The following is a 23,543-nucleotide window of genomic DNA, read 5'->3' as shown; positions in this document are numbered from 1 at the left end:
GCAAGCATCAGTCATGATTGGAATGTTATATTTCATGGTGTCTACATTGACTGTGCTAATCGCTACTTTCGACGGTCGATACCATGTCGACTTAGCAGGGAAGGGCATGGATCCATGACTGCCACGTTGATATAAAAAAATAAAAATTTGGGGGTACAGATGAATCGCCTATCTCATGCAGCAGCCTTCGCAACCGCCATGATGATCGTTGCAGCACCAGCCCAAGCCCGTATTACAAAACTGGAGATCCTGCGGACCGAACCCGCTTTCGGAGGCGAAAGCTTTGGGAAAGCCGGGGCTTACGAGCGCGTCTTGGCGCGCGCTTATGGTGAGTTAGACCCGGGAGCTTCGGGAAACAAGATTATTCAGGACATCGAACTTGCACCACGCAACAGCCGTGGAATGGTTGAATATACGACTGATGTTGCAATTCTGCGTCCCGCTGACGTGGCTAAATCGAATGACACTCTTCTGTTTGATGTGCCAAATCGAGGCTCCAAGCGGGCGATGTTATTGTTCAATGCTGATATGCGGGGTAACCCAGCAGCGGTCAACAACATCGAAGTCGCTGGGGACGGTTTTCTACAACGGCTGGGTACGACGGTGATCTCGTTTGCCTGGCAGGGGGACGTTGCCCCAGGTGACAACCGCATGATGGTGCAATTACCGACGGCCATAAATACGGATGGGTCGCCCGTAACAGGTGTGGTGCGCAGTGAGTTGACCACGCTCTCACCGACCGTCAGCCTTAACCTGTCCGCAGGTTGGTTTACCTCCACGCCTCCTCATACAAGCTACAAAACTGTTGAAACCGACAATACCAAAGCGCTCGCGAATGGCTTTCGCCCGACGTTGACGGTGCGTTCGCGGGCAAATGCGCCCAGGCAGGAGATTCCAGCGAGTGACTGGAGTTTTGGTGATTGCAAAACGCCGAATGAAACCCGGATTTGCCTATCCGCCGGTTTTCAGCCTGGCAAGCTTTACGAGTTGATTTACCGGGCCAAGGAACCTGCGGTAATGGGTATTGGTTTTGCTATAGCGCGGGATGTCGGTGCGTTTTTCCAGCAGGCTGAGCATGACGATGCAGGTGTGCCCAACCCTGTAGTGCACGGACATAACGTCAAGTCGATTATCACGGGCTCGTCACAAGCCGGGCGATTCATCCGCAGCATGATCGCGCTGGGTTTCAACCGCAGCGAGGAAGGTCATCAGGTCTATGATGGTGCGATGCCGCATATTGGTGGGGGCCTGATGCCTCTCAACATCCGGTTTGCTCAGCCAGGTCGGGCTTGGGGCCAGCAGGTGGATCACGACTATCCTGCTTACGACTTTCCGTTTACCTATGGGCGGGAGACCGATCCAATTACCGGGCGCTCGCAAGGTTTGCTGGATCGCTGCAGCGATAACAATACTTGCCCTCGCATATTCCACATGGCAACGGCCCTTGAGCTTTGGGAGGGACGCCAGTCGCTCGGTCTTACCGATCCACTCGGCTTGCGCGATGCCCATGAACCGGAAAACGTCCGCACTTTTATTATGGCAAGTACGCAGCATGCACCGCCGTCTTTGCCACTCCCGGCTAACCCACCCTTTGGACTTTGCCAGGTTCAATCAAATCCCAATCCACACATCTGGACAATGCGCGCAGCGTTCATCAACCTCGTTGGTTGGGTTCATGATGAGACAACGCCACCCGCTTCGATAAAACCTTCTGTGGCAAGCGGCACCCTCGTGCCGGCGGACAGAGTCAGTTTCCCGCTCATCCCCGCGACCAATTATGGTGGCGTTCCGCGCCCGGCGCTCCGCTACACCGGTGCTGTCAATAGCCTGCAGGTGCTTTATTTTGGTCCGGATTATCGTCCAGAAGACAGCTCTGGCATTCTCACCAGCGAGCCGCCGCAACCGGGTGTTGGTAGTTACGGCATCCTGGTGCCGCAAGTAGATTCAGACGGAATTGATGTGGGTGGCGTTCGGGATGTGTATCTGGGGGCTCCCATCGGGACTTACACGGGGTGGAACACCTTCCGGCCCGAGTTTTTTGATGGTGGCTTTTGCAACTTCCAAGGCAGCTTCCTCCCATTTGCCGCGACGAAGGAAGAGCGAATCGCGGCCGGAGATCCTCGCCTTTCCCTGGAGGAACGCTACCCCACCAAGGAGGCTTATGTGTCTGCGGTGAGTAAAGCAGCAGACTCGCTGGTTGAAGGGCGGATGCTGCTTCCTGAAGACCGTGAGCGGCTTGTAAAGGAAGCACAGGAGAAAGGTATGCGTACGGGGCCTTGAGAAGAGTTGATCATCCCTGACCTTGCCGCCTGACTGACCTCGACGCCAGGTCTAGGAAAAAAAAGCCCTGAAGCCCGTGTAGTTGCGGGCTTCTGGCTTTTTGGATCGGCAAATGCGACAAGCACGCAACACGTTTGACGGCGAGGGGCTCATTGGCTTGTGCTGCGCGGCGCTTGCAATAATACTTTACGGACAAAGCCTGCATTGGAGAAAAGGGGTGAGTGAAGATCATTGCCAACTATTTAAAGGCGCACCACTATCGGCTCTGCAACCTGCCGGAGGATATTATGAATAAAAAGCTGGAAAAAGCTGTAAAGGACTACTATCGCAGCTCTTCTTCAGGAGCCTTTAGGTATCCTGATTCAATGGATGTCCTGCTTGAAAATAATATGATTTTTCCAGCAGAAGAAATCGAACATGACGAATTGATAGAAAGACTTTTCCAGGAAAAGCAAAAAGCAACGAAAGAAAGCGTCGTCGAGTCTTTTCTCGTGGGGCTTGAGAAAGGCCAGCCAGAAAAAAGAGCTGCGATTTCGGCCTACGCTGTTGCGTTTAACTTTCCAATGCATACCTTCCAGTCGACTGAACATTTTCAGTGTAAAATCTGCGGTTTAATCAAGAAAAAAACAAGAAACTTTACTCTTTGGAATCTGGGTCGACACAGTTTAGGGGCGACTATTAACGGAAACCCTGAGCAGTTGTATTTTTCGTTACGAGAGCATAACAAAGCTCCTTCAGAAAAAGTTGAATCCATTGAGTTCTTACAAAAAATGTTAACGGTTATCAGGCAGTCGGACCCTGAAGAAAAGCCAGTGACACTGGAGAAAAAAATCAGAAATATACCTGGGTCCATGTTGAATAAGGAACTCTGCAGAGGGTTGCTGGATTTGTTAGGTCATATTGGAGTTTTGGAAAGCCCAGATCATAAAGGTTTGATTCACAAATGGACATATCTGGGGCTTGCACCGAGGAAGTCTCATTCAACAGATTGGAGTTATCCTGTGGATTTTTGGAAAGGCATATATGGGGTTAATGAGGAGGCGGTAGAGTTTTGGTTTGGTGATTATCTTAAGCACTTTAGTTAAAAAAATGAAAGTAAGACATGGCCGAGGTCTTTGATTTTAGTCTCAAGTCTGATCAGTTTTTTGACGCGGTTGTATTAATTTCTGTTTTATTTAGTGGAGTGGGCGTGTGGCTAAATTTTCTATTTTAAAAATATTTGAGTATTATCCTGAGCGATATTGGTTTAAACACGAGATGTTGGCAGGTCAGGATTCGATCTCTTTGAAAACTGGGATGGAGATAACGGAAGAGTTGAAGATCGAGTTTACGCTAACTTCAAAAGTCAGTGTTGATGCACTCCTTAAATATGATTTTTTCTTCAGCAGTGGACCTAACTTCATCAGCCCTAGATTTCATCAGTTGTTATTAAAAGCCCAAGTCTCGGGTATTCAGTTTCTTGACGCAGACGTATTTATAGCGGGTAAGAGGTATGAAGGTTATAAGATTTTCAATGTCACTTCAAAGCATAGCGTATTTGACAAGGAAAAATCTAAAAGCCGACCAATTGTAAGCTATCTGCCAGATGGCCCTAAGATTTATAATGAGATTGTGCTGAGAGATGATGTTGAATTGGTCGTGGATGTTTTCAGAGCTGAAGAGGATTTTACGGTTGTGTTGGTCTCTGAACGAGTGAGGGAGCTGTGCGAGCTTAACAAGGTTCGTGGATTACAGTTTATAGATCGTTTGTCTTAGGCCTGACGCCCATGGTAGGTATTCTTCTATACGAAATCGATTCACCCTGTTAATGGGTTTGTATTCGACGACGGTGATGAGTTTTCCATGAAAAGTGTGTCAAATAGAAACTAATAAAGGATTTGGGAGTCTCAAGCTTTCGGGCAGCGGTAGGTAAAGACAATGATATCTGACAAGTTGATAAGCTTTTTCAAGATTCAAGGTTGGTGGTATGACGATGCCAGCGCAGATTATAAGGTAGAGCTGGAAAAGCTGGGTGTTGATCCGTCATCAGACTTCGCTCGGTTCTATCTGCATGTTGAGGACGGTCCGACGTTCATGCAGCATGGAAAGGAAATATATCAGGTGTGCTGGTTTTCCAAAAATACCGATTTTGATCTTGCGTTGAAGGACACGCATGAAACCTTAGGGCTTCCACAGGCGTATATACCACTGGATAGCTTCGAAGGTGAAAGTGGCTATTTTTATAATAGAAGCACTGGAGAGGTGCTTCGTGTTTCTTTGGGAAATGAGCTTTTGGACTTCAGAGAGGGGCGGCTCAAGCCTCAATGGGAAAATTTTAACGATTTCCTGGAATTCTATTTTGAGCTGGCGTGATGGGGCCATTGCTATGAGGATGTTGACATGAGAGATTCATACATAGTCAGCTATGAACCCGACGGTGAGGGTGCACCCTATTTTTTTGATAGTAAATGGGTTCCTGACCTCCCAGCATTTCACTTCCCGAGTGAGAATCCCTTAGAAAGCACCTTGAGTACGCGCTATCGCGTAATGGCTGATACTCCAACACTAACTGCCGATTGGTTGCCGGATCATTTTTTGGCATCTAAAAGCTTTCTGAGAATTTGCGACCAGCTTGCATGTTCTTATATCAGTCGCCCTGTTGATATTGATCTTCAAGGAACAGCTTGTGGTGAAGCGTACTTTTTCTTTGTTCCTTCTGAAAGAGTAAATGCAATGAACACGAAAAAATCGGTGTTCACCCTTGATGAAAACCCCAAGATCGATGGTAGCAAATCAATCAGCCCTGTCTACGAGCGTATAGACAAATTGGAAGTGTCAGATGATGTGGAATCACACCTTTTCTACTTTAATGAAATAGCCGAGATAGTATGCTCGACTGATTTTCGTAATGAATGCATCAGAAAAAGCATTTCAGGCTTGAGCTTTACACTGATAGACGAGCACTATCAGTATGCGCCATGGGATGATTTATAAATCATGAAGTATGCTAAAGAGCATGTTTTGGACCATCACATCAACCTGTAGGCAGATATATGAGTATAGGATTGGCTATTTACGGGGTGGATGATGTCAGCCCGGTTGCAGTGTTTGAAATGGCCCAGCGGTTTTTTGAGAAGCTGAACTATCCTGTCACGGCAGCGGCATTTCATAAAAGAATCGCCCCAACAGCAGATGGAGAGAGTCTAGACTTCGTAGAGGTGGAACCTGATGAGTTCAGAACAGCGCTGACTGTCGGGGAAGCAAACGATTTCAGAATATACAGTGAAGCAGGTAATAGTGACCCTTGGTTCAGCTCCTTCGGTTATACAACCGAAAGTTTTGGTAATTTTTTCTGCATAGACGCGCAGTCGGAAGAGTGCTTTGAAGCTGCTCAAGATAAATTCACCTGCTTTGTCGATGAGATAGCACTGGAGGTGAATTTCACGTACGCGATTATTTATAACGTAGAGAAAGTCTCGGACGCCGTGTGGTACGCTCGCGGCACAAACATGAAGACGCTATTTCCTTTTGAGAGTCCAGTCGCTTTTTCTCACGATACGCCTGGGTTGTATGAAGGTGAACGCACGTATGAAAAAACAAAGCTTAGAATGGTTTATCCGGTAAATTATTTAAATAAAAACCATATGTCTATATGCGTCGATAATACTCCTCTACCTGAATGGATCGCTATGAATCCGGAGCGGGGTACGTTGATGAATATTTCCGAAAAAATACGCTGGACAGTGCCGGCGAGCGCTCTGCTTGAGGTGAATAACTCTTGTGGGCAGTCCGGGGCTTTACTGGCCTGGATGCCGGAGAAGATAAAGAAAAGGCCGAAGTTACCTTAGGTTCTGGATTTTACTGATTTGGTAACTATAAATGGAGAGCTGTAGTGGTGAAATATAACTCAGGGGATGTCTTTCTGATTCCCGTCAGCTCTGGAGGATTTGCTGTTTGTCAAATAATATGCGCGTTCCGGGACCGTTTCAAAAGAGTGTTCTCTTTTGGGGTTTTGAGCGTGACTGATGATGACAGCAAGGTTGATCTACTGGACAACGAGTTTCTCTACTTCAAGAATTTCAGAGGCCCGGAAAATATCATATTCACCTCTGCTGAAAACCTTAAAAAAGGAAAGTGGAAAATCGTCGGAAATATCCCGCTTAACGCCGAGAAAACAAAGCTGAAATATTTTAGAGATGCGGGTGCTTTATACCTTGACGATGAGTTTCTGGAGATGTTGGAGTTTCCTAGGTACAAAGAATTCAATGTGTTGGCGGTGGCTGGGTATGAATTGGTTAACAGTTATCTAGAGCAGTTTTTTGATAAGCCTAAGTGAGAAGCCTAAAATCGACATAGGGATAATATAGATATGCCTATAGTTTATAAGAAAGGTTTGCAAAAAACTGACCTGGATTTTATAGAGTCAGAACTTCACAGATCGTTGTCGGCTGATTACAAGGATTTTTTGATGAGAATGAACGGCTGTTATCTGTCAGCGCCTGACTACGCGCAGATACCTTTGACCGCTGTTGATGAAGGTGCGGTAAGTTTTGACAGGTTTTTTGGCTGGCTGCCGCTCGATGAATGTAATGATCTCATACAGTTCAATAACGAGTTCGTCGGCGAGGTCGATTTTCTAAACAACGCAGTGGTTATTGGTGAGGATGGCGGAGGGAATCCTTACGTGATGGTCGATGAGGGCGAGGGCGTTCGTGCCGGTATTTACTACTGGGATCGCACTCATCTGCATGATTCCAACACGAACAACCATTTTGATATCGCTGAGGTAGAGGATTGCGGAAACCTGTTTTTCATTGCTTCTGGTTTTAGTGAATTTTACAGGTTGATTTTGCAGTGCGTAGGGGCGTCACCAGAATTTTTGGAGGGGGTTTGATAGATGGACGCGAAGATCGCCGTTGAATTGGTTTGCGCAAGCCTGCTCGGAGAACACGCCATTCCGGTGAAGATCCGTACCAGACACCGTGTAACTGAAGAAGAAGTCAATGAACTGTTCCTGGCGATTGATTTTTTAATCAGACATTACAGAGAACAGGACACGGTTCCCAAGAACCTGGCGCTTGCTTTTGTAGATATATATGCTGGCTTCAGTGTTGCCGAAGGGTTCTATAGCGACGATGAGATCAAGCGATATGAAGATATCGGAATAGCTCTTCAGGAAAAAGCATACGATTTATTCGAAGGGGCTTGAGATATTATCTTGAGTGAAGCGAAGCGCCGCGCTTGGACTCCACGTAGACGCCCATGTTGAATCCGTTAAGCGAGGTCTGAAATCGCAGAAGCATTGATGCTGCACCAAGCCAGGATTTCGTATTATGATCTGGGAATGGAACGATCTGTCGTGGAGGTTTAGGTCAAGACGTTCGTTGGCAAAGATGTTTAAAACATGTGCTTGATGCAGGAGTGATTCATGGGCAAGGAAAATCGTATTTTTTTTGAAGCCGAGTTGCAAAAGGAACTCAAACTGATCAAGTGCGAGGATCTGGTAGTTACGGCAGTTAAAAGAGGTCTGAAATTTCGCTTTGAAAAGAAGCTTGTTGCGGAGTTTTATTTTCAGTATCTGATGAGCTCACACTCATTTATTCTGCTTGGGCGTGTCTTTGGAGGGCCCATTTTTGACGGTATGTCCAAAATAGAGGTGCCTTACAAAAGTAACCTGGGCAGTGAGGCGTGTTTCTCCTTTATTTCCTCAGCAAAACAAGATAAAAAATTTAGTCCCAAAATTGACGGCGATATAGCTGTTCCTCGCCCTGAGCAGGCGAGTGACGTGTGTAAGCATATTCGTAACAGGCTGGAGGAATATTATATCCCTTTGATCGTCGGCTGCGTATTGCCGAAGGAGCGTACTATTGATGATGTTTTATACGCGCCGAGAGACTATTCCTATCCTGCTGCATTTATTCATTGCGCGGTTGCCTGTGATCCAACGATATTAAAAGATGGCATGAAAGAGAAACTGAAATCCAACAAGAAAATTATCAAAAATAAAGCTTTTGATCTTAAGCTTTTAGATTTTGACGTTTCGTAATGTTCGAGGTCCAGGCGCTCCCAGGACGGCACGACGCACCTGGCACCGCCAAGCCAACAGTCTTGCATCAGATTGAAAGTCGAACACATGACGAATTCACGGCTGAGCTGTTCAACGCCGCATCAGAAAGCCCGCATCCTCGCGGGCTTTCTGCATTTTTGAGACTGCGAAATTTTTATCCGAGACCGACGATCAGCCCAGTCTCCCAAGACAAGCCTATTGAGTTCCCATTTCTATAAGCGTACAGTCGTGTTCACTTATAGAGAGGAAGCCGTCATGACACCCAATAGAAGCGCTTCTCTGGCTCACGCGCCGATCAAACCGTTAATCGGCAGTCGTGTTCTCAATGGCAAGGATGATTTGCTGTCTGGCGGACTGGCCAGTGAAATACGCGATCTATTGGCCGAGCGTGGCGTGCTGGTTTTTCCGCAGGTCAGCTTCACTGATGCCGAGCAGATAGCGTTCACACAAACGCTTGGGGTTTTCTCGCCGGAAATCAGCGATGGTCAAGGCGTCACCAAGATCACTCTGGATGCGAAGGAAAACCCGGCCGGTGCCGAGTTTCTTAAAGGGTCACTGTATTGGCACATCGACGGCACGCGCAACGAGTCGCCGATTCTGGCTTCGTTGCTGTCTTGTAAGGTGACGGCGACGTGGGGTGGCAACACGGGTTTCTGTAATACCTACGCTGCTTACGAAGCCTTGTCCGAAGCTGACAAGCAACGCTACGAGGAGATGCGGGTCATTCACGCGCCCTGGGCGTCGTTGCTGTATTACGAGCCGGAACCCAGTCTGAAGAAGCTGCAGGCGATGCAGGCCATCGGTGAGAAAGAAATACCGCTGGTATGGAAGCATCGCTCTGGGCGCAAGTCGTTGATTCTCGGCTGCACGGCGCTGCAGGTCACCGGCTTGAGTGTTGCGCAAAGCGCGCAAGTTCTGGTTGGCCTTCGGGAGTGGGCGACTGCGGAGCCTTTCAGTTATAGCCATGAATGGCAGGTGGGGGATCTGGTGATCTGGGACAACACCGGCACCATGCATCGCGCGGAGGCTTACGATCCGGGCTGCTCACGCATGATGCATCGCACAAAACTGGAGGGTGAAGAGCCGTTCGAGTAACGCGGTCGATGCGGGCTCTTCAAGCTCGCGGTGCATTAGCGAGGTGCGGCACCTTTGAGAAACATGTCTACGGCTGTTGTCACCATTTCTTCTATTTCAGCGTGGGTCATGGGCGCCGGGTTCTGTTGGAAAAGCCGCTCTTCGGGCTCGGATGTAATCAGCGAAAGAAACTGTTTCGCCCTGACCCTTGGATTGCCCGGTCTTATTTCACCGCTTTCGATAGCAGCAGACATGAGCGAAGCGAGCGCGTCGATTCCCTGGCTTGGGCCTGATTCGTAAAACAGCTTGCCGATGTCCGAGCGACCCGATTCTGCGAGCACCATCCGGTAAACCTTGATGGCGGTCAAGTCGTTCGTGACGATCATTAACATCTGACGCCCGAATTCCAGAAGCTTCTGTTCGAGCGTAATGCCGGTATCCGATTTTGCTGTCAGGTCCGCCACGGCGTTGTACAAGTGCGAGGTGGCGTACATCTGAACGACGGCGACGAAGAGTGCCTCCTTGGATGCGAAGTAGCCATAAAGAGTGGCCTTGGAACCTCCGAGTCGCGTCGAAACCTCCTTCATGGAGGCGCCTTCGTACCCGAGTTCAAGGAATACGCTGGCAGCCGTTTCTACAATGGCGGTACGTCGACTCTCGGTGCGAACCTTCATTATTTCTCCATAAGAGTACACTGGTGTACATTTTAGTGTTGACGGTGACCGGGTAAGCGGCTAAAAGTATACAGGCTAGTACGGTTTTGGGCGACGTGACGGATAGGGTGTTGATTTCAGTACCAAGCGGGGTATTGGCGTAGGTCTTTATAGGCGGAGTGAGCGGGTCAATACAAACTGACTTGATCAAGGTTGCTTTTGATCAGGCCGAAGTTTGGCGCGGCCTCCTGGTGTTATTAGCGCAGCCTGATCACAACTACTTTCAAAAGAAGTATTGAACGGCACAGGCCTTATTGGTTATTTGCAGAAGCATATATCTGCTGACACTTTGCGCCTGCGATATGTAAATCGAGCACTGGCCCCTGAACGCTTTACCGTGTTTAACCTTCGGAGAAACAGATATGTGCGCAGATAAAGAACCCAAAGCGGGTGTGTTTTTACTGTTGGCACTGGCATTGGCCGGGTGCGCGTCTCAAGAGCCTTTTCCGTACGCAGGCATAGAGTCTGCTCGAGAGATGCGACCCAATAAGGCGGATGAGTCTGATCGCGTTCCGTATGCGTATAAAACTCGCGTGGACTGGAGTCGGTACAAGAATGTCATGCTGGAGCCAGTGACACTCTATTCCGGCGCAGATGAGCAGTTTTCCGGGATTACGTCGGAGGATAAGCGTGATCTGGCCAACTACATGACCGTCGAGTTCTCCGAGGCCTTGGGCAAGCGCTTTCGATTCGTGTCCACGCCTGGACCCGATACGCTGAGGATTCGGCTGACCTTGACCGGGGTGGAGACAACGACGCCGGTGCTGGCAACGTTCTCGAGGTTCGACATCGGCATGGGTTCTTATAATCTCGTTCAGGCTGCACGTGATCGCAAGGGGACGTTTACTGGCTCAGTCAGTTACGTGGTCGAGATCTACAACGCATCAACAATGCGTCTCCTTGAGTCCTATGTCTCTCGGCAATATCCGAAGGTGTATGACATCAGTTCGACGTATGGCCGCTTATCTGCCGCGAAATCGGGTATTGAAAGAGGGGCGGACAGTCTGGTTGATACGTTGGCTGAAAAATAAAGTCGCGCGCTCACCAAACAATTTCGACTATCTAATTGAAGTGCTTTTTATCTGTAGGAGCGCGCTTGCCCGCGATTCAGTGTGTCAGTCGATAAATATGTCGGCTGCTCTAACGCTATCGCGGGCAAGCGCGCTCCTACAGATAATGCAGTGCTTTTTAATGGATAGGTTTGTATGATATGAGCGTGACGCGGCTAGTTATTTATTTATCCAGACATACGAAAACGCCGGGGGATATATATTCCCCCGGTATTATCTGCAGGCAGTGAGCAAGTATCAGCGGTCAGTCGGTAAGTTCTGGTAGAGAATTGCAGTCGCCAACTCCATATCCGAGGCCTTCAGCTCAGGGTTTTCAGCGCGTGCACTGGCGATAGCCGCTTCCAGGTACGGGCCCCGGATGCTCCCGCCACTGGCGATAAAGCTGCTGGCATCGTCCTGGGTGGCGACGATCTGCTTGTTGTCCTTGGAAGTCAGGTAGCTGGAGCCGGTGGTAGCCCCCGACGTTAGTACGTTGCGCCAGAACGAGTCGGCCATTGCCGATGCCATGGGGACCGACAGCGCTGCGATGGTGGCTAAAGCGAATTTAAGACGCATGGGTATAAACCTCAATGGGTGGTGTTTTTTCTAAACCGTACAGTACGGTTCATTTATGAAAAGATCAACTCATCCATTTCAATCAAGCCTGTTGCGCCGGATCCGTTGAGCTCCTGAGGGCCAATCTCTGTCGCGCGACACCACCGCACTTAAGTTTTGCCAGATGCAGGTGTATCGTATTCGCCCCTCGCATCGACTCTCGACTGCGACCCGTGTCTGGTTTTTTGAGGTGTTCACGTTTATGTCTTTTACCCGTCGACAAATACTCGGTGGCCTTGTCGGTCTTGCCGTGGTTGGGCTTGGGGCGGGAGGAGCTTCGCGTTATTGGCTGGGTCGTCGTGGGCCGGGGGAGGGGCATGATTTCGAGCTGATCGCCGCGCCGCTTGATGTGGAGCTAGTGCCCGGGCATCAGACTCCGGCGTGGGCCTTCGGCAGATCTGCGCCGGGGACCGAGTTGCGGGTGCGCCAGGGCGAGTGGCTGCGCTTGCGCTTTATCAATCACCTGCCGGTTGAAACCACCATTCACTGGCACGGCATCCGTCTTCCGCTAGAGATGGATGGTGTGCCTTATGTGTCGCAACTGCCGGTCAAGCCGGGCGAGTATTTCGATTACAAGTTTCTGGTGCCGGATGCAGGCAGCTACTGGTATCACCCCCATGTCAGCAGCAGTGAAGAATTGGGGCGTGGGCTGGTCGGGCCGCTGATCATCGAAGAGCGCGAGCCCACGGGTTTCAAGCATGAGCGCACGGTCAGTCTGAAAAGCTGGCATGTGGATGAAGTAGGGGCGTTTACAGAATTCAGCGTGATTCGTGAGGCTGCACGTGAGGGGACGGCGGGGCGGCTTTCTACTATTAATGGCATTCCCCAGGGCGTGATTGAATTGCCGGCCGGGCAGATCACTCGCGTGCGCATTCTGAATCTTGATAACACCGTGACCTATCGCCTGAATCTGCCGGATGCAGAGGCGCAGATTTATGCGCTGGATGGCAATCCGGTCAAGCCTCGGCCATTGGGCAAAGATTATTGGTTGGGTCCGGGCATGCGCCTGTGTCTGGCGATCAAGGCGCCGCCAGCGGGTGAGGAGTTGTCGTTTCGAAATGGCCCGGTGCGCCTGGGGACTTTTCGTTCGGTCGCCAATGACGACGCGCCGGGTGAATGGCCGCCGGAACTGCCGGCTAATCCGATCGCCGAGCCGGATCTGGAAAACGCCGAGAAACTCAATTTCAACTTTGAATGGGTGGGCTCGGTGTCGGTCAATGTCGACAATGGCAAGCCGCCGAGTCTGTGGCAGATCAATGGCGAAGCCTGGGACATCACTGACAAGACCTGCGCTGATCGCCCGATAGCAAAACTGGTGCTGGGCAAGAGCTACATCTTCGAGCTCAAGAACATGACCCAATACCAACACCCGATTCACCTGCACGGGATGAGCTTCAAGGTGCTGGCCTCGGACCGGAGAAAGATCATTCCGTATTTCACCGACACCTTCCTGCTGGGCAGGAACGAGCGCGCACGTGTGGCGCTGGTGGCGGATAATCCCGGCGTGTGGATGTTCCACTGCCATGTGATCGATCACATGGAAACCGGACTTATGGCAGCAATAGAGGTTTCCTGATGCGGCAGCCGCAAATTATTGATCGCAGCCGCGATCAGGACTTCATGCGCGAAGCGTTGGCGTTGGCAGCTCAAGGTGCTGCGCTGGGCGAGGTGCCGGTGGGCGCGGTGCTGGTGCAGGACGGCGAGATCATTGGCCGCGGCTTCAATTGCCCTATCAGCGGCAATGACCCCAGCGCGCATGCCGAGATGGTCGCAATACGAGCCGCGGCGCAAGCGGTCAGCAATTATCGGCTGCCCGGCAGTACGCTGTACGTCACCCTTGAGCCGTGCAGCATGTGCGCGGGGCTGATCGTTCACTCGCGTGTTACTCGCGTGGTGTACGGCGCACTTGAACCCAAGGCCGGCATTGTCCAGAGCCAGGGGCAGTTTTTCACTCAGGGCTTTCTCAACCATCGTGTGTTGTTTGAGGGCGGGGTACTGGGGGAGGAGTGCGGCACGATGCTGAGCGAGTTTTTCAGGATGAGACGGGCGAAGGGGTGATTCTGAGTCGCTGGAATTTACGTTTTCACACAGTCTGTGTGGGAGCGAATTTATTCGCGAAAGGGCCGGTACAATCGCAACCTATGTGTCGCCTGAAATACCGCCTTCCCGAATAAATTCGGTCCCATAGGTTCATCATGAGCTTGAGATCATGGAGATCCAGTGAGCTCGCGTTTCATTTCAATATTGTTTTAGAGAGGCAGGGGGAAGTCTTTTACAGCGGAGGATTTTCTTCTGCAGGCTTGGTCTTGTTAACACCCGGCACATGCATATTGCTTTCTGCAACCTGGCTGCCTTCTAGCTGAGGCTGAGTGGCCCAGGTGAGAATGTCGTAGTAACGGCGGATGTTGGCCACGAAATGCACCGGCTCGCCGCCTCGGGCGTATCCATAGCGAGTCTTGCTGTACCACTTTTTCTGCGAAAGGCGGGGCAACATTTTTTTAACGTCGAGCCATTTATTTGGATTCAGGCCTTCGTTTTGTGCCAATTTCCGCGCATCTTCCAAATGTCCGCTACCAATGTTGTAGGAAGCGAGAGCAAACCACGTACGATCCGGCTCTAAAATCGTGTCGTCCAGCTGTTCCTTCACGTAGGCAAAATACTTTGCACCACCCTGAATGCTCTGTCTGGCATCCAGTCGGTTGGACACACCCATGGCCTGGGCGGTGTTTTGGGTCAGCATCATCAGGCCGCGCACGCCAGTCTTGGAAGTAACGCCGGGCTGCCACAGTGATTCCTGATAGCCGATGGCTGCCAGCAGACGCCAGTCCACTTGTTCTTTCTTGGCAGACGCCTGGAAGTGCTTCTCGTATTTAGGCAAGCGTTCCTGCAAATGCTGGGCGAAGGTATAAGCGCCCACATAACCCAAAACGTCAACGTGCCCGTAATAGCGGTCTTTCAAGCGCTGCAAGGTGCCGTTTTTATTGACCTTGTCGAGGTAGGCGTTGATTTCGTTGAGCAGGCTGTTGTCTTCGCCAAGTGCGACTGCCCAGCGCTGCCCTTTACCTTCGCCCAGATCGAAGGCCACGCGCACGTTGGGAAAGTAAACCTGATTCATCGCCAGTTCGTTGGAATCCACCAGCGTGATGTCAGTTTGGCCCTCATCTACCATTCGCAGGAGGTCAACAACCTCAACAGCGTCGGATTCTTCGTACTCGATTGCAGGATTTTGTGCTTTCAGAGCGGCCATCTGTTCGGCATGACTGCTGCCTTTAAGGACCATAATGCGCTTGCCGACCAGATCTGAAGGGTCGGTAGGGCGTGACTGGCCGTTGCGATAAATGACTTGCGGGGTGACATCAAGGTAGGAGTGAGAGAAGCGCGCCTGCTTTTTACGCTGCTCCGTATCGATCAATCCAGCGGCTGCCAGCACCGGACCGCCTGGTTTCTGGATCTGATCGAACAACTCATCAAGATTGTCGGCTGTTTCGATCTTCAGCTCTACGCCGAGATCTTCGGCGAAACGCTTGACCAATTCGTACTCGAAACCCGTCTCCCCGTTGCGATCCTGGAAGTAGGTCGCGGGGCTGTTGCGAGTGACCACGCGCAGCACGCCGTCCTCCTTTACTCGCTCCAGTGTGTTGGGTTTATCAACACAGGCGCCGAGCATCAGGAAGAGTCCGGTTGCGATGAGCCATCTGGCACAACGAGGGCGGAAGTCTGATTGGGAAAACATCGGAGCAGTATACGCAAAGCGCACCCGTCGCCATATCTCGACAGCGAAGCTCGGGTCTGCTAGAGCACCGCCTTTCTGATGGGCAAGCTGAGGGCTGCGTGAACGGCAACATGAGCCGCCGATATGCGGACACCGTCAATCTGGCCGTTTTGGGTGCTCAAGCAGTCGCTTTAGGCTAGAATGCACGGCCTCAAAGCACACCCCCTTCCCGAGGCTGTCCCGAAGATGTTGATCCTGCGCGGTGCTCCTGCCCTTTCTGCCTTTCGCCACAGCAAATTGCTGGAACAACTGAAACAGAAAGTTTCAGCTGTCAGCGGCTTGTATGCCGAATTTGCCCACTTTGCCGAAGTTACTGGCGATCTGACTGGCGAGGAACAGGAAGTTCTCGTTCGCATCTTGAAATACGGCCCGAGCGTGCCGGTTCAAGAGCCGAGCGGCCGGTTGTTCCTGGTGATGCCACGTTTCGGCACTATCTCGCCGTGGTCCAGCAAAGCGAGCGATATCGCCCGTAATTGCGGCCTGGCGAAGGTCCAGCGCATCGAGCGCGGTATTACCTTCTATGTAGAAGGACAGTTCAGCGAAGCTGAAGCGCAAATCATCGCCGGTTGCCTGCATGACCGCATGACGCAGATGGTGCTGGGTTCCGTACAGGAAGCCGAAGGCCTGTTCACTCACGCCGAGCCCAAGCCGCTCACGGCGATTGACGTGCTGGGCGGCGGTCGTGCCGCGCTGGAAAAAGCCAACGTCGAGCTCGGCCTCGCACTGGCTGAAGACGAAATCGATTATCTGGTCACCAGTTTCAATGGTCTGGGGCGCAACCCTCATGACATCGAGCTGATGATGTTTGCCCAGGCAAACTCCGAGCACTGCCGTCACAAGATCTTCAACGCCAGTTGGGATATCGATGGCGAGAGTCAGGAAAAAAGCCTGTTCGGCATGATCAAGAACACCTATCAGATGCACAGCGAAGGCGTCCTGTCTGCTTATAAGGACAACGCCTCGGTGATCGTCGGCAGCGTGGCGGGTCGTTTCTTCCCGGACCCTGAAACCCGCCAGTACGGTGCGGTTCAGGAGCCTGTGCACATTCTGATGAAGGTCGAGACTCACAATCACCCGACTGCGATTGCCCCATTCCCGGGCGCATCGACCGGCTCTGGCGGCGAGATTCGCGACGAAGGCGCAACGGGTCGTGGTGCCAAGCCTAAAGCTGGCCTGACCGGCTTCACCGTTTCCAACCTGCAGATCCCCGGCTTCGAACAACCGTGGGAAGTGAACTACGGCAAGCCTGAGCGCATCGTGACCGCGCTGGACATCATGCTTGAAGGCCCGCTGGGTGGCGCAGCGTTCAACAACGAATTCGGCCGTCCGGCCCTGACCGGTTATTTCCGTACGTTCGAACAGTCCATCAGTACGCCGCACGGCGATGAAGTTCGCGGATACCACAAGCCGATCATGCTGGCTGGCGGTATGGGTAACATCCGTGCCGAACACGTGCAGAAAGGCGAAATCACCGTTGGCTCCAAGCTGATCGTGCTTGGCGGCCCGGCGATGTTGATCGGTCTGGGCGGCGGTGCGGCTTCTTCCATGGCCACCGGTACCAGCTCTGCGGATCTGGATTTTGCGTCGGTTCAGCGTGAAAACCCTGAAATGGAGCGTCGTTGCCAGGAAGTTATCGACCGTTGCTGGCAATTGGGTGACAAGAACCCGATCAGCTTCATTCATGACGTCGGCGCGGGCGGTTTGTCCAACGCCTTCCCGGAGCTGGTCAATGATGGCGGCCGCGGCGGTCGTTTCGAATTGCGTAACGTACCGAACGACGAGCCGGGCATGGCCCCTCTGGAAATCTGGAGCAACGAATCCCAGGAACGTTACGTGATGGCTGTTGGCGCCGAAGATTTCGAGCGTTTCAAGGCGATCTGCGAACGTGAGCGCTGCCCGTTCGCGGTAGTAGGCGAGGCGACTGCCGAGCCGCAACTGACAGTGACCGACAGCCACTTCGGTAACAATCCGGTTGATATGCCGCTGGAGGTGCTGTTGGGCAAGGCTCCACGCATGCACCGCAGTGCTGATCGCGAAAACGAGTTGGGCGATGATTTCGACCCAAGCGTGCTGGATATCGAAGAAAGCGTACAACGCGTTCTGCACCACCCGGCCGTTGCCAGCAAAAGCTTCCTGATCACCATTGGTGACCGCAGCATTACCGGTCTGGTCGCTCGCGATCAAATGGTAGGGCCTTGGCAGGTGCCAGTCGCTGACGTCGCCGTGACTGCGACCAGCTTTGACGTCAACACCGGTGAAGCGATGGCGATGGGCGAGCGTACTCCGCTGGCACTGCTGGACGCTCCTGCTTCGGGCCGTATGGCCATCGGCGAAACGCTGACCAACATCGCTGCATCGCGCATCGAAAAGCTTTCCGATATCAAAATGTCCGCCAACTGGATGTCCGCTGCCGGTCACCCAGGTGAAGACGCTCGTCTATATGACACTGTGAAAGCGGTCGGTATGGAGCTTTGCCCGGAGCTGGGTATCACCATTCCGGTGGGTAAGGACTCGATGTCCATGAAAACCCGCTGGAGCGATGACGGCGTCGAGAAGAGCGTGACGTCGCCGCTGTCGCTGATCGTGACCGGTTTTGCCCCGGTGACCGACATCCGCAAGACCCTCACCCCGGAACTGCGCATGGACAAGGGCGTTACCGACTTGATCCTGATCGACCTGGGTCGTGGCCAGAACCGTATGGGTGCTTCGATCCTGGCTCAGGTTTACGGCAAGCTTGGTCGCGTTGCGCCAGATGTCGATGACGCGGAAGACCTCAAGGCCTTCTTCGCTGTTATTCAAGGTCTCAATGCTGACGGCCACCTGCTGGCTTACCACGACCGTTCCGATGGCGGTCTGTTGACCACCACGCTGGAAATGGCATTTGCCGGGCATTGTGGTCTGGACCTGCACATGGACGGCCTTGCTGAAACGCCGGCTGAACTGGCAGCGATCCTGTTCAACGAAGAACTGGGTGCAGTCATCCAGGTTCGTCAGGACGCCACGCCAGACGTGCTGGCTCAGTTCAGCGCTGCCGGTCTGGAAGATTGCGTCGCGGTGATTGGTCAGCCGGTCAACAACGATGAAGTCGCCATCAGCTTCAATGGCGAGCCAGTGTTCAGTGGCCAGCGTCGTCTGTTGCAGCGTCAATGGGCTGAAACCAGCTACCAGATCCAGCGTCTGCGTGATAACGCCGAATGTGCCGATCAAGAGTTCGACGCGCTGCTGGAAGAAGATAATCCAGGCCTGACCGTCAAGCTGGGCTTCGACGTCAACGAAGACATTGCTGCGCCTTACATCAAGACTGGCGTGCGTCCGCAAGTGGCTGTGCTGCGTGAGCAGGGCGTCAACGGTCAGGTCGAAATGGCAGCTGCTTTCGACCGCGCGGGTTTCAACGCGATTGACGTTCACATGAGCGATATCCTGGCGGGCCGTGTCGATCTGAACGACTTCAAGGGCATGGTTGCTTGCGGCGGTTTCTCTTACGGTGACGTACTGGGGGCTGGCGAAGGCTGGGCCAAGTCGGCGCTGTTTAACAGCCGGGCGCGTGATGCGTTCCAGGGCTTCTTCGAGCGTCAGGACAGCTTCACCCTTGGCGTATGCAACGGTTGTCAGATGCTGTCCAACCTGCACGAGTTGATTCCGGGCAGCGAGCTGTGGCCACACTTCGTGCGCAACCGCTCCGAGCAGTTCGAAGCGCGTGTTGCCATGGTGCAGATCCAGGAATCGCCGTCGATCTTCCTGCAAGGCATGGCCGGTTCGCGTATGCCGATCGCCATCGCTCACGGTGAAGGTCACGCGGAGTTCGCCAACGATGAAGCGCTGGTCGCTGCCGATGTTTCCGGCACTGTGGCGCTGCGCTACGTCGATACCCACGGCAAGATCACCGAAGCCTACCCGGCAAACCCGAACGGTTCGCCGCGCGGTATCGGTGGCCTCACCACCCGCGACGGTCGCGTCACCATCATGATGCCGCACCCTGAGCGTGTATTCCGTGCGGTACAGAACTCGTGGCGTCCGGAAGACTGGAACGAAGACGGTGCGTGGATGCGCATGTTCCGCAACGCCCGTGCGTGGGTGAACTAAGAAACAATGTACAAGCTCGCGTTCTTTGTACCGCCGAGCCATGTGGAACAGGTCAAAAGTGCCGTATTCGCCGCTGGTGCAGGGCGAATCGGGGCTTATGATCAGTGTTCATGGCAGGTGCTGGGTCAAGGCCAGTTCCGCCCGCTGGATGGCAGCCAGCCATTTATTGGGCGGAGCGGTGTGGTCGAGCAGGTACAGGAATGGAAAGTCGAGCTTGTCGTTGCGGATGAGTTGATTCAGCCAGTAGTGGCGGCTCTCAAGCAGAGCCACCCCTACGAAACGCCGGCCTATGAGGTTTGGCGGCTGGAGGTTTTTTGATCTCCCCAGCGCTAATGATGCGGCATATGGGGACTTGTGGGAGCGAATTCATTCGCGAATAAGGCGGCACAGACGATGAATCTTTATCGACTGTACGTGCCTCTTCGCGAATGAATTCGCTGCCACAGGGATCGCGCAGGCAGTTAGATATGCGTCCTCCCGATGCCTGGATTAAGGCCTGATCTCAATCATCGTGCCGTCCTTCACCAGGCCCCACACTTCCCGCATGTCGTTGTTCTTCAGCGCGATGCAGCCGTTGGTCCAGTCCAGCGTGTGGAAGTACCACTCCGGATATTCCTCATCCACTGGCGTGCCATGAATCATGATCATGCTGCCGGGCTTCACGCCTTCGCGTTTCGAACGCTCGGCGTCCGCCGCATTCGGGTAGGAGATGTGCATTGACAGGTTGTAGTTGGTGCTGGTTTTACGCCAGTCCAGCCAATAGAAACCTTCCGGTGTGCGCTGGTCGCCTTCCTTGAGTTTGGTGCCTTTGGGTTGTTTGCCCAGCGAAATACGGTAAGTCTTCAGAGGCTCGCCGCCGCTGATCAGTTGCAATTGGCGAGCTGACTTGAGCACCAGCACCTTGTCGATTTTCTTGTCGGCAATGTTCTCAACGTTGACTACTTTTTCGCCGACGATCTTTTGCTCGCTGCCTTTGGGAACAATGGTCTGGGTAAACGAGGCCTGGGACAACGGCATGAAAGACAAGCACAAAGCAGCGAGCAACCAACGCATCGAAACGGTATCCCTGAAGCGGCGCCTGTAAGGGGCTGGCCTGATTAAGTGTCTTGAATGGGCCGCGACGGCGGCAGGGCTTCGTTACGCACAGGGTAAGCCTGCTCGCGACGATCAGCGAAGAAGCATTCTAGGGTACGCCGGACGGTCATGAAAGCCAGGTCCGACCAGGGTATATCTGCTTCATCGAACAACTGGACTTCCAGGCTTTCAATTCCCGCGGCGAATTCCGGTGTGGCCAGTTCGCCCCGGAAGAACACATGAACCTGATTGATATGCGCCACATCCACCAGCATGTACAGGTTCAGTTCGCCTGGTGTTGCACAGGCTTCCTCATACGTTTCCCGGCGCGCTGCCTGTTCCATGGTTTCACCGTTTTCCATGAATCCGGCTGGCAAGGTCCAGAAACCCAGGCGCGGTTCGATGGCGCGACGACATAGCAAGACCTTGTCATCCCAAACGGCCAGACAGCCCGCCACGATATTGGGGTTCTGATAATGAATGGTCTGACAGTGCTCGCAGACAAAGCGCAGGCGGCTGTCGCCTTCGGGTATGCGCTGGATGACCGGTTTGCCGCATTGGCTGCAGAATTTCATGGATGCGTTCAATTGCTGAATTCAGTCGCTATCTTGGCGTGTGCCAAGGGTGATCGGCAAGCTGCGGTTTAGTCGCGTTCACATTGTCCTGGGAGGACTTGGGCAGTTCGCCACTTTGGTGCATGATGCCGGGTAGGCAACAGATCGAGATTTCCCATGCTGGATGAGCTACTTCGCCGCGTAAGCAGTCATACGCCGAGCACCTTTGAGACGGATCGACTTTTCCCCGAAGCTGCGGTGTTGCTGCCTATTACCCGCAGCGACGAGCCGGAGCTGATTCTGACGCTGCGTGCCAGCGGGCTGTCGACTCACGGCGGTGAAGTGGCTTTTCCCGGTGGGCGGCGTGACCCGGAAGACCGTGACCTGATCTTTACCGCGCTGCGCGAAGCCGAGGAAGAGATTGGTCTGCCGCCAGGGCTGGTTGAAGTGATCGGGCCGCTCAGTCCGGTGATCTCAAAGCACGGTATCAAGGTCACGCCTTACGTGGGGTTGATTCCCGACTTCGTAGAGTACCGCCCCAACGATGCCGAAATCGCCGCCGTGTTCAGCGTGCCGCTGGAGTTCTTTCGTCAGGACACCCGGGAGCATACCCACCGCATCGACTATCAAGGTCAAAGTTGGTACGTGCCCAGCTATCGTTACGGCGAATTCAAGATATGGGGGCTGACCGCGATCATGATTGTCGAATTGATCAATGTGCTTTATGACAGCAAGATCAGCCTGCGTCACCCGCCAGAACACTCCGTGATCTAAGCAACGATAAACGGGCCGCAGAGCCTTGAGGATACTTGTGCATGAAATACCGTCTGGGCGATTTCCGCGTCGAAACCCATCCACAAAGCTGGGTCGCGCCTAATGCTGTGCTGATTGGCAAGGTCAAGCTGGAGGCGGGGGCCAACGTCTGGTTCAACGCGGTGCTGCGTGGTGATAACGAGCTGATCCATATTGGAGAGAACAGTAATGTTCAGGACGGTACGGTCATGCACACCGATATGGGCTCACCGCTGGAGATCGGTAAAGGCGTGACGATTGGTCACAACGCGATGCTGCATGGCTGTAGCGTCGACGACTACAGCCTGATTGGCATCAACGCGGTCATTCTTAACGGCGCGAAGATCGGCAAATACTGCATCATTGGCGCTAATTCACTGATTGGCGAAGGCAAGGTTATCCCCGATGGCTCGCTGGTCATGGGTTCACCGGGTAAAGTGGTGCGCGAACTCACTGATGTGCAGAAGAAAATGCTCGAAGCCAGCGCCGCCCATTACGTCCACAACGCCCAGCGCTACGCTCGCGACCTGATGCCGCAGGAAGACTGATGGAAACCGAACGCCGCGTAGCCTCTCCGTGCGTCAGTATCTGCGCTCTGGATGACGACGATGTCTGCCTGGGATGCCAGCGCACCGTCAAAGAAATCACTGACTGGCACGCCATGGACAATGACCAGCGCCGCGCCGTGCTCAGGCTCTGCCATGAGCGGGCCGAGGCGAACGGACTTGTCTGGAAAATGTAATCCGAAGTCGCGCTTTTCCTGTGGGAGCCGAGCTTGGTCTGGGCGGCATTCCGACGATGAGGCTGGGCGCAATCTACATGATATCTGCGGTGTCCTTATCGCGAGCAAGCTCGGCTCCCACTGTTTGAATCTCATTTCAAATACGCCACCGCCTTGCATCGCCTGATACCATTACCCATCCTCCCCGCCACATAAGCCTCACCTCATGCTCTTCCTGATCGCCTACATCAGCAGTGTCGTGCTGATCAACTTTGCTTTCTCTGCCGCCCCGCACCTGGACGTTATCTGGTCCGCCTGGGGTGGTTTGGTGTTCGTGCTGCGCGACATGGTACAAACCCGTTTCGGGCATGGGGCGATCCTCGCCATGCTGGCGGCTCTGGTGCTGTCGTATGTGACGTCCGACCCGACCATCGCGCTGGCCAGTGCCACGGCGTTTGCGGTCTCGGAGTGCATCGACTGGCTGGTATTTACGGTAACCAGGCGCCCACTGCGTGATCGCTTATGGCTCAGCTCTGCGCTGAGTATCCCGGTGGACACCTTCATCTTTTTCGGCATGATCGATGCGCTGACCCCGCCCGTGATTATCACGGCGCTGGTTTCCAAATTCGTCGGCGTCACGGCCGTCTGGGTGATCATGACCTGGCGTGCACGCAAGAATGCGAGTGCGGGCTGAGAATTACGGGCCTTCGTGGTAAATTGCGCGCCTTTCTCCACAGCGGTCGCTCGCACCTGACGCGGGCTGCCCTCGA

Annotated in this window: 24 protein-coding genes and 1 pseudogene; 20 read left to right on the top strand and 5 right to left on the bottom strand. The window is 53.2% G+C overall.

Going from position 1 to position 23,543, the window contains the following annotated elements:
* Nucleotides 1-159 precede the first annotated feature (159 nt).
* The 11 genes from KDX30_RS13280 to KDX30_RS13230 all read left to right on the top strand — a co-directional run bounded on the left by KDX30_RS13280 (nt 160) and on the right by KDX30_RS13230 (nt 9,421).
* Nucleotides 160-2,280 (top strand): alpha/beta hydrolase domain-containing protein, encoded by a 2,121-nt coding sequence (locus KDX30_RS13280; RefSeq protein ID WP_231676228.1) that lies wholly within the window; start codon nt 160-162, stop codon nt 2,278-2,280.
* A gap of 221 nt (nt 2,281-2,501) precedes the next feature.
* Nucleotides 2,502-3,365: a hypothetical protein gene (locus KDX30_RS13275; protein ID WP_231676227.1), complete on the top strand. Its 864-nt coding sequence runs from the start codon at nt 2,502-2,504 to the stop codon at nt 3,363-3,365.
* A gap of 106 nt (nt 3,366-3,471) precedes the next feature.
* Complete coding sequence (locus KDX30_RS13270) at nt 3,472-4,035, top strand: imm11 family protein (protein ID WP_231676226.1); 564 nt, start codon at nt 3,472-3,474, stop codon at nt 4,033-4,035.
* A gap of 162 nt (nt 4,036-4,197) precedes the next feature.
* The gene (locus tag KDX30_RS13265; RefSeq protein ID WP_231676224.1) at nt 4,198-4,632 is read left to right on the top strand and encodes a hypothetical protein; all 435 of its coding nucleotides are present in this window, start codon (nt 4,198-4,200) and stop codon (nt 4,630-4,632) included.
* A 27-nt stretch (nt 4,633-4,659) separates the two neighbouring features.
* On the top strand, nt 4,660-5,253 hold the full coding sequence (locus KDX30_RS13260) for an imm11 family protein (RefSeq protein WP_231676222.1): 594 nt from the start codon (nt 4,660-4,662) through the stop codon (nt 5,251-5,253).
* 59 nt (nt 5,254-5,312) lie between these two features.
* Nucleotides 5,313-6,107: a hypothetical protein gene (locus KDX30_RS13255; protein WP_231676221.1), complete on the top strand. Its 795-nt coding sequence runs from the start codon at nt 5,313-5,315 to the stop codon at nt 6,105-6,107.
* A gap of 44 nt (nt 6,108-6,151) precedes the next feature.
* Complete coding sequence (locus tag KDX30_RS13250; protein WP_231676219.1) at nt 6,152-6,595, top strand: Imm26 family immunity protein; 444 nt, start codon at nt 6,152-6,154, stop codon at nt 6,593-6,595.
* Between the two features lie 33 nt (nt 6,596-6,628).
* A complete protein-coding gene (locus KDX30_RS13245) occupies nt 6,629-7,153 on the top strand; it encodes an SMI1/KNR4 family protein (RefSeq protein ID WP_231676217.1) in 525 nt (174 codons plus the stop codon).
* A 3-nt stretch (nt 7,154-7,156) separates the two neighbouring features.
* Nucleotides 7,157-7,468: a hypothetical protein gene (locus tag KDX30_RS13240; RefSeq protein WP_231676213.1), complete on the top strand. Its 312-nt coding sequence runs from the start codon at nt 7,157-7,159 to the stop codon at nt 7,466-7,468.
* Between the two features lie 219 nt (nt 7,469-7,687).
* Entirely contained in the window at nt 7,688-8,305 is a 618-nt protein-coding gene (locus KDX30_RS13235; RefSeq protein WP_231676210.1) for a hypothetical protein, read from the top strand.
* A gap of 276 nt (nt 8,306-8,581) precedes the next feature.
* Nucleotides 8,582-9,421, top strand: coding sequence for a TauD/TfdA dioxygenase family protein (locus KDX30_RS13230; protein WP_231676208.1), 840 nt, complete (start codon nt 8,582-8,584; stop codon nt 9,419-9,421).
* 35 nt (nt 9,422-9,456) lie between these two features.
* On the opposite strand, the gene KDX30_RS13225 is transcribed toward KDX30_RS13230, so the two are convergent.
* Nucleotides 9,457-10,074 carry a TetR/AcrR family transcriptional regulator gene (locus KDX30_RS13225; RefSeq protein ID WP_231676205.1) on the bottom strand — a complete coding sequence of 206 codons (618 nt, stop codon included), beginning with the start codon at nt 10,072-10,074 and terminating at the stop codon, nt 9,457-9,459.
* Nucleotides 10,075-10,475: 401 nt separating this feature from the next.
* On the opposite strand from KDX30_RS13225, the gene KDX30_RS13220 reads away from it, so the two are divergent.
* Complete coding sequence (locus tag KDX30_RS13220) at nt 10,476-11,144, top strand: DUF3313 domain-containing protein (protein ID WP_099267637.1); 669 nt, start codon at nt 10,476-10,478, stop codon at nt 11,142-11,144.
* 276 nt (nt 11,145-11,420) lie between these two features.
* On the opposite strand, the gene KDX30_RS13215 is transcribed toward KDX30_RS13220, so the two are convergent.
* Nucleotides 11,421-11,738, bottom strand: coding sequence for a DUF2388 domain-containing protein (locus tag KDX30_RS13215; protein WP_099267638.1), 318 nt, complete (start codon nt 11,736-11,738; stop codon nt 11,421-11,423).
* A 241-nt stretch (nt 11,739-11,979) separates the two neighbouring features.
* Between KDX30_RS13215 and KDX30_RS13210 the strand changes: the two genes are divergently transcribed.
* Nucleotides 11,980-13,353, top strand: a complete 1,374-nt coding sequence (locus tag KDX30_RS13210) for a multicopper oxidase family protein (RefSeq protein ID WP_231676202.1) — start codon at nt 11,980-11,982, stop codon at nt 13,351-13,353.
* On the top strand, nt 13,353-13,835 hold the full coding sequence (gene tadA / locus KDX30_RS13205) for a tRNA adenosine(34) deaminase TadA (RefSeq protein WP_027902587.1): 483 nt from the start codon (nt 13,353-13,355) through the stop codon (nt 13,833-13,835). The genes KDX30_RS13210 and tadA overlap by 1 nt, the downstream gene beginning before the upstream one ends.
* A 214-nt stretch (nt 13,836-14,049) precedes the next feature.
* On the opposite strand, the gene mltF is transcribed toward tadA, so the two are convergent.
* The gene (gene mltF / locus KDX30_RS13200) at nt 14,050-15,510 is read right to left on the bottom strand and encodes a membrane-bound lytic murein transglycosylase MltF (RefSeq protein WP_099267639.1); all 1,461 of its coding nucleotides are present in this window, start codon (nt 15,508-15,510) and stop codon (nt 14,050-14,052) included.
* Between the two features lie 225 nt (nt 15,511-15,735).
* Here mltF and purL point away from each other — a divergent pair, with 225 nt between their 5' ends.
* The gene (gene purL / locus KDX30_RS13195; protein ID WP_231676199.1) at nt 15,736-19,632 is read left to right on the top strand and encodes a phosphoribosylformylglycinamidine synthase; all 3,897 of its coding nucleotides are present in this window, start codon (nt 15,736-15,738) and stop codon (nt 19,630-19,632) included.
* Nucleotides 19,633-19,638: 6 nt separating this feature from the next.
* Nucleotides 19,639-19,950, top strand: a complete 312-nt coding sequence (locus tag KDX30_RS13190; protein ID WP_099267641.1) for a Nif3-like dinuclear metal center hexameric protein — start codon at nt 19,639-19,641, stop codon at nt 19,948-19,950.
* 171 nt (nt 19,951-20,121) lie between these two features.
* Here KDX30_RS13190 and KDX30_RS13185 read toward each other — a convergent pair.
* Nucleotides 20,122-20,541: pseudogene (locus KDX30_RS13185) on the bottom strand (L,D-transpeptidase family protein); the annotation flags it as partial.
* A 188-nt stretch (nt 20,542-20,729) separates the two neighbouring features.
* Entirely contained in the window at nt 20,730-21,281 is a 552-nt protein-coding gene (locus KDX30_RS13180; RefSeq protein WP_231676194.1) for an NUDIX hydrolase, read from the bottom strand.
* A gap of 156 nt (nt 21,282-21,437) precedes the next feature.
* Between KDX30_RS13180 and KDX30_RS13175 the strand changes: the two genes are divergently transcribed.
* The 4 genes from KDX30_RS13175 to KDX30_RS13160 all read left to right on the top strand — a co-directional run bounded on the left by KDX30_RS13175 (nt 21,438) and on the right by KDX30_RS13160 (nt 23,467).
* The gene (locus tag KDX30_RS13175) at nt 21,438-22,034 is read left to right on the top strand and encodes a CoA pyrophosphatase (protein ID WP_122707843.1); all 597 of its coding nucleotides are present in this window, start codon (nt 21,438-21,440) and stop codon (nt 22,032-22,034) included.
* Nucleotides 22,035-22,075: 41 nt separating this feature from the next.
* A complete protein-coding gene (locus tag KDX30_RS13170; RefSeq protein WP_027902594.1) occupies nt 22,076-22,600 on the top strand; it encodes a gamma carbonic anhydrase family protein in 525 nt (174 codons plus the stop codon).
* Nucleotides 22,600-22,794, top strand: a complete 195-nt coding sequence (locus KDX30_RS13165; protein ID WP_406643857.1) for a DUF1289 domain-containing protein — start codon at nt 22,600-22,602, stop codon at nt 22,792-22,794. The genes KDX30_RS13170 and KDX30_RS13165 overlap by 1 nt, the downstream gene beginning before the upstream one ends.
* 205 nt (nt 22,795-22,999) lie before the next feature.
* Nucleotides 23,000-23,467, top strand: coding sequence for a VUT family protein (locus KDX30_RS13160; RefSeq protein WP_231676191.1), 468 nt, complete (start codon nt 23,000-23,002; stop codon nt 23,465-23,467).
* The last annotated feature ends 76 nt before the right edge of the window (nt 23,468-23,543 follow it).

The sequence above is a fragment of the Pseudomonas quasicaspiana genome, from assembly GCF_021147825.1.
Lineage (GTDB): Bacteria > Pseudomonadota > Gammaproteobacteria > Pseudomonadales > Pseudomonadaceae > Aquipseudomonas > Aquipseudomonas quasicaspiana.
The sequence above is the reverse complement of the archived record's forward strand: the minus strand, read 5'-3'. Positions and strand labels throughout refer to the sequence as shown.

Coding starts and splice junctions, on each gene's coding strand:
- KDX30_RS13280 (WP_231676228.1), top strand. CDS start 160: ATGAATCGCCTATCTCATGCAGCAGCCTTCGCAACCGCCATGATGATC.
- KDX30_RS13265 (WP_231676224.1), top strand. CDS start 4,198: ATGATATCTGACAAGTTGATAAGCTTTTTCAAGATTCAAGGTTGGTGG.
- KDX30_RS13260 (WP_231676222.1), top strand. CDS start 4,660: ATGAGAGATTCATACATAGTCAGCTATGAACCCGACGGTGAGGGTGCA.
- KDX30_RS13255 (WP_231676221.1), top strand. CDS start 5,313: ATGAGTATAGGATTGGCTATTTACGGGGTGGATGATGTCAGCCCGGTT.
- KDX30_RS13245 (WP_231676217.1), top strand. CDS start 6,629: ATGCCTATAGTTTATAAGAAAGGTTTGCAAAAAACTGACCTGGATTTT.
- KDX30_RS13240 (WP_231676213.1), top strand. CDS start 7,157: ATGGACGCGAAGATCGCCGTTGAATTGGTTTGCGCAAGCCTGCTCGGA.
- KDX30_RS13235 (WP_231676210.1), top strand. CDS start 7,688: ATGGGCAAGGAAAATCGTATTTTTTTTGAAGCCGAGTTGCAAAAGGAA.
- KDX30_RS13230 (WP_231676208.1), top strand. CDS start 8,582: ATGACACCCAATAGAAGCGCTTCTCTGGCTCACGCGCCGATCAAACCG.
- KDX30_RS13225 (WP_231676205.1), bottom strand. CDS start 10,074: ATGAAGGTTCGCACCGAGAGTCGACGTACCGCCATTGTAGAAACGGCT.
- KDX30_RS13220 (WP_099267637.1), top strand. CDS start 10,476: ATGTGCGCAGATAAAGAACCCAAAGCGGGTGTGTTTTTACTGTTGGCA.
- KDX30_RS13215 (WP_099267638.1), bottom strand. CDS start 11,738: ATGCGTCTTAAATTCGCTTTAGCCACCATCGCAGCGCTGTCGGTCCCC.
- KDX30_RS13210 (WP_231676202.1), top strand. CDS start 11,980: ATGTCTTTTACCCGTCGACAAATACTCGGTGGCCTTGTCGGTCTTGCC.
- tadA (WP_027902587.1), top strand. CDS start 13,353: ATGCGGCAGCCGCAAATTATTGATCGCAGCCGCGATCAGGACTTCATG.
- mltF (WP_099267639.1), bottom strand. CDS start 15,510: ATGTTTTCCCAATCAGACTTCCGCCCTCGTTGTGCCAGATGGCTCATC.
- purL (WP_231676199.1), top strand. CDS start 15,736: ATGTTGATCCTGCGCGGTGCTCCTGCCCTTTCTGCCTTTCGCCACAGC.
- KDX30_RS13190 (WP_099267641.1), top strand. CDS start 19,639: ATGTACAAGCTCGCGTTCTTTGTACCGCCGAGCCATGTGGAACAGGTC.
- KDX30_RS13180 (WP_231676194.1), bottom strand. CDS start 21,281: ATGAAATTCTGCAGCCAATGCGGCAAACCGGTCATCCAGCGCATACCC.
- KDX30_RS13175 (WP_122707843.1), top strand. CDS start 21,438: ATGCTGGATGAGCTACTTCGCCGCGTAAGCAGTCATACGCCGAGCACC.
- KDX30_RS13170 (WP_027902594.1), top strand. CDS start 22,076: ATGAAATACCGTCTGGGCGATTTCCGCGTCGAAACCCATCCACAAAGC.
- KDX30_RS13165 (WP_406643857.1), top strand. CDS start 22,600: ATGGAAACCGAACGCCGCGTAGCCTCTCCGTGCGTCAGTATCTGCGCT.
- KDX30_RS13160 (WP_231676191.1), top strand. CDS start 23,000: ATGCTCTTCCTGATCGCCTACATCAGCAGTGTCGTGCTGATCAACTTT.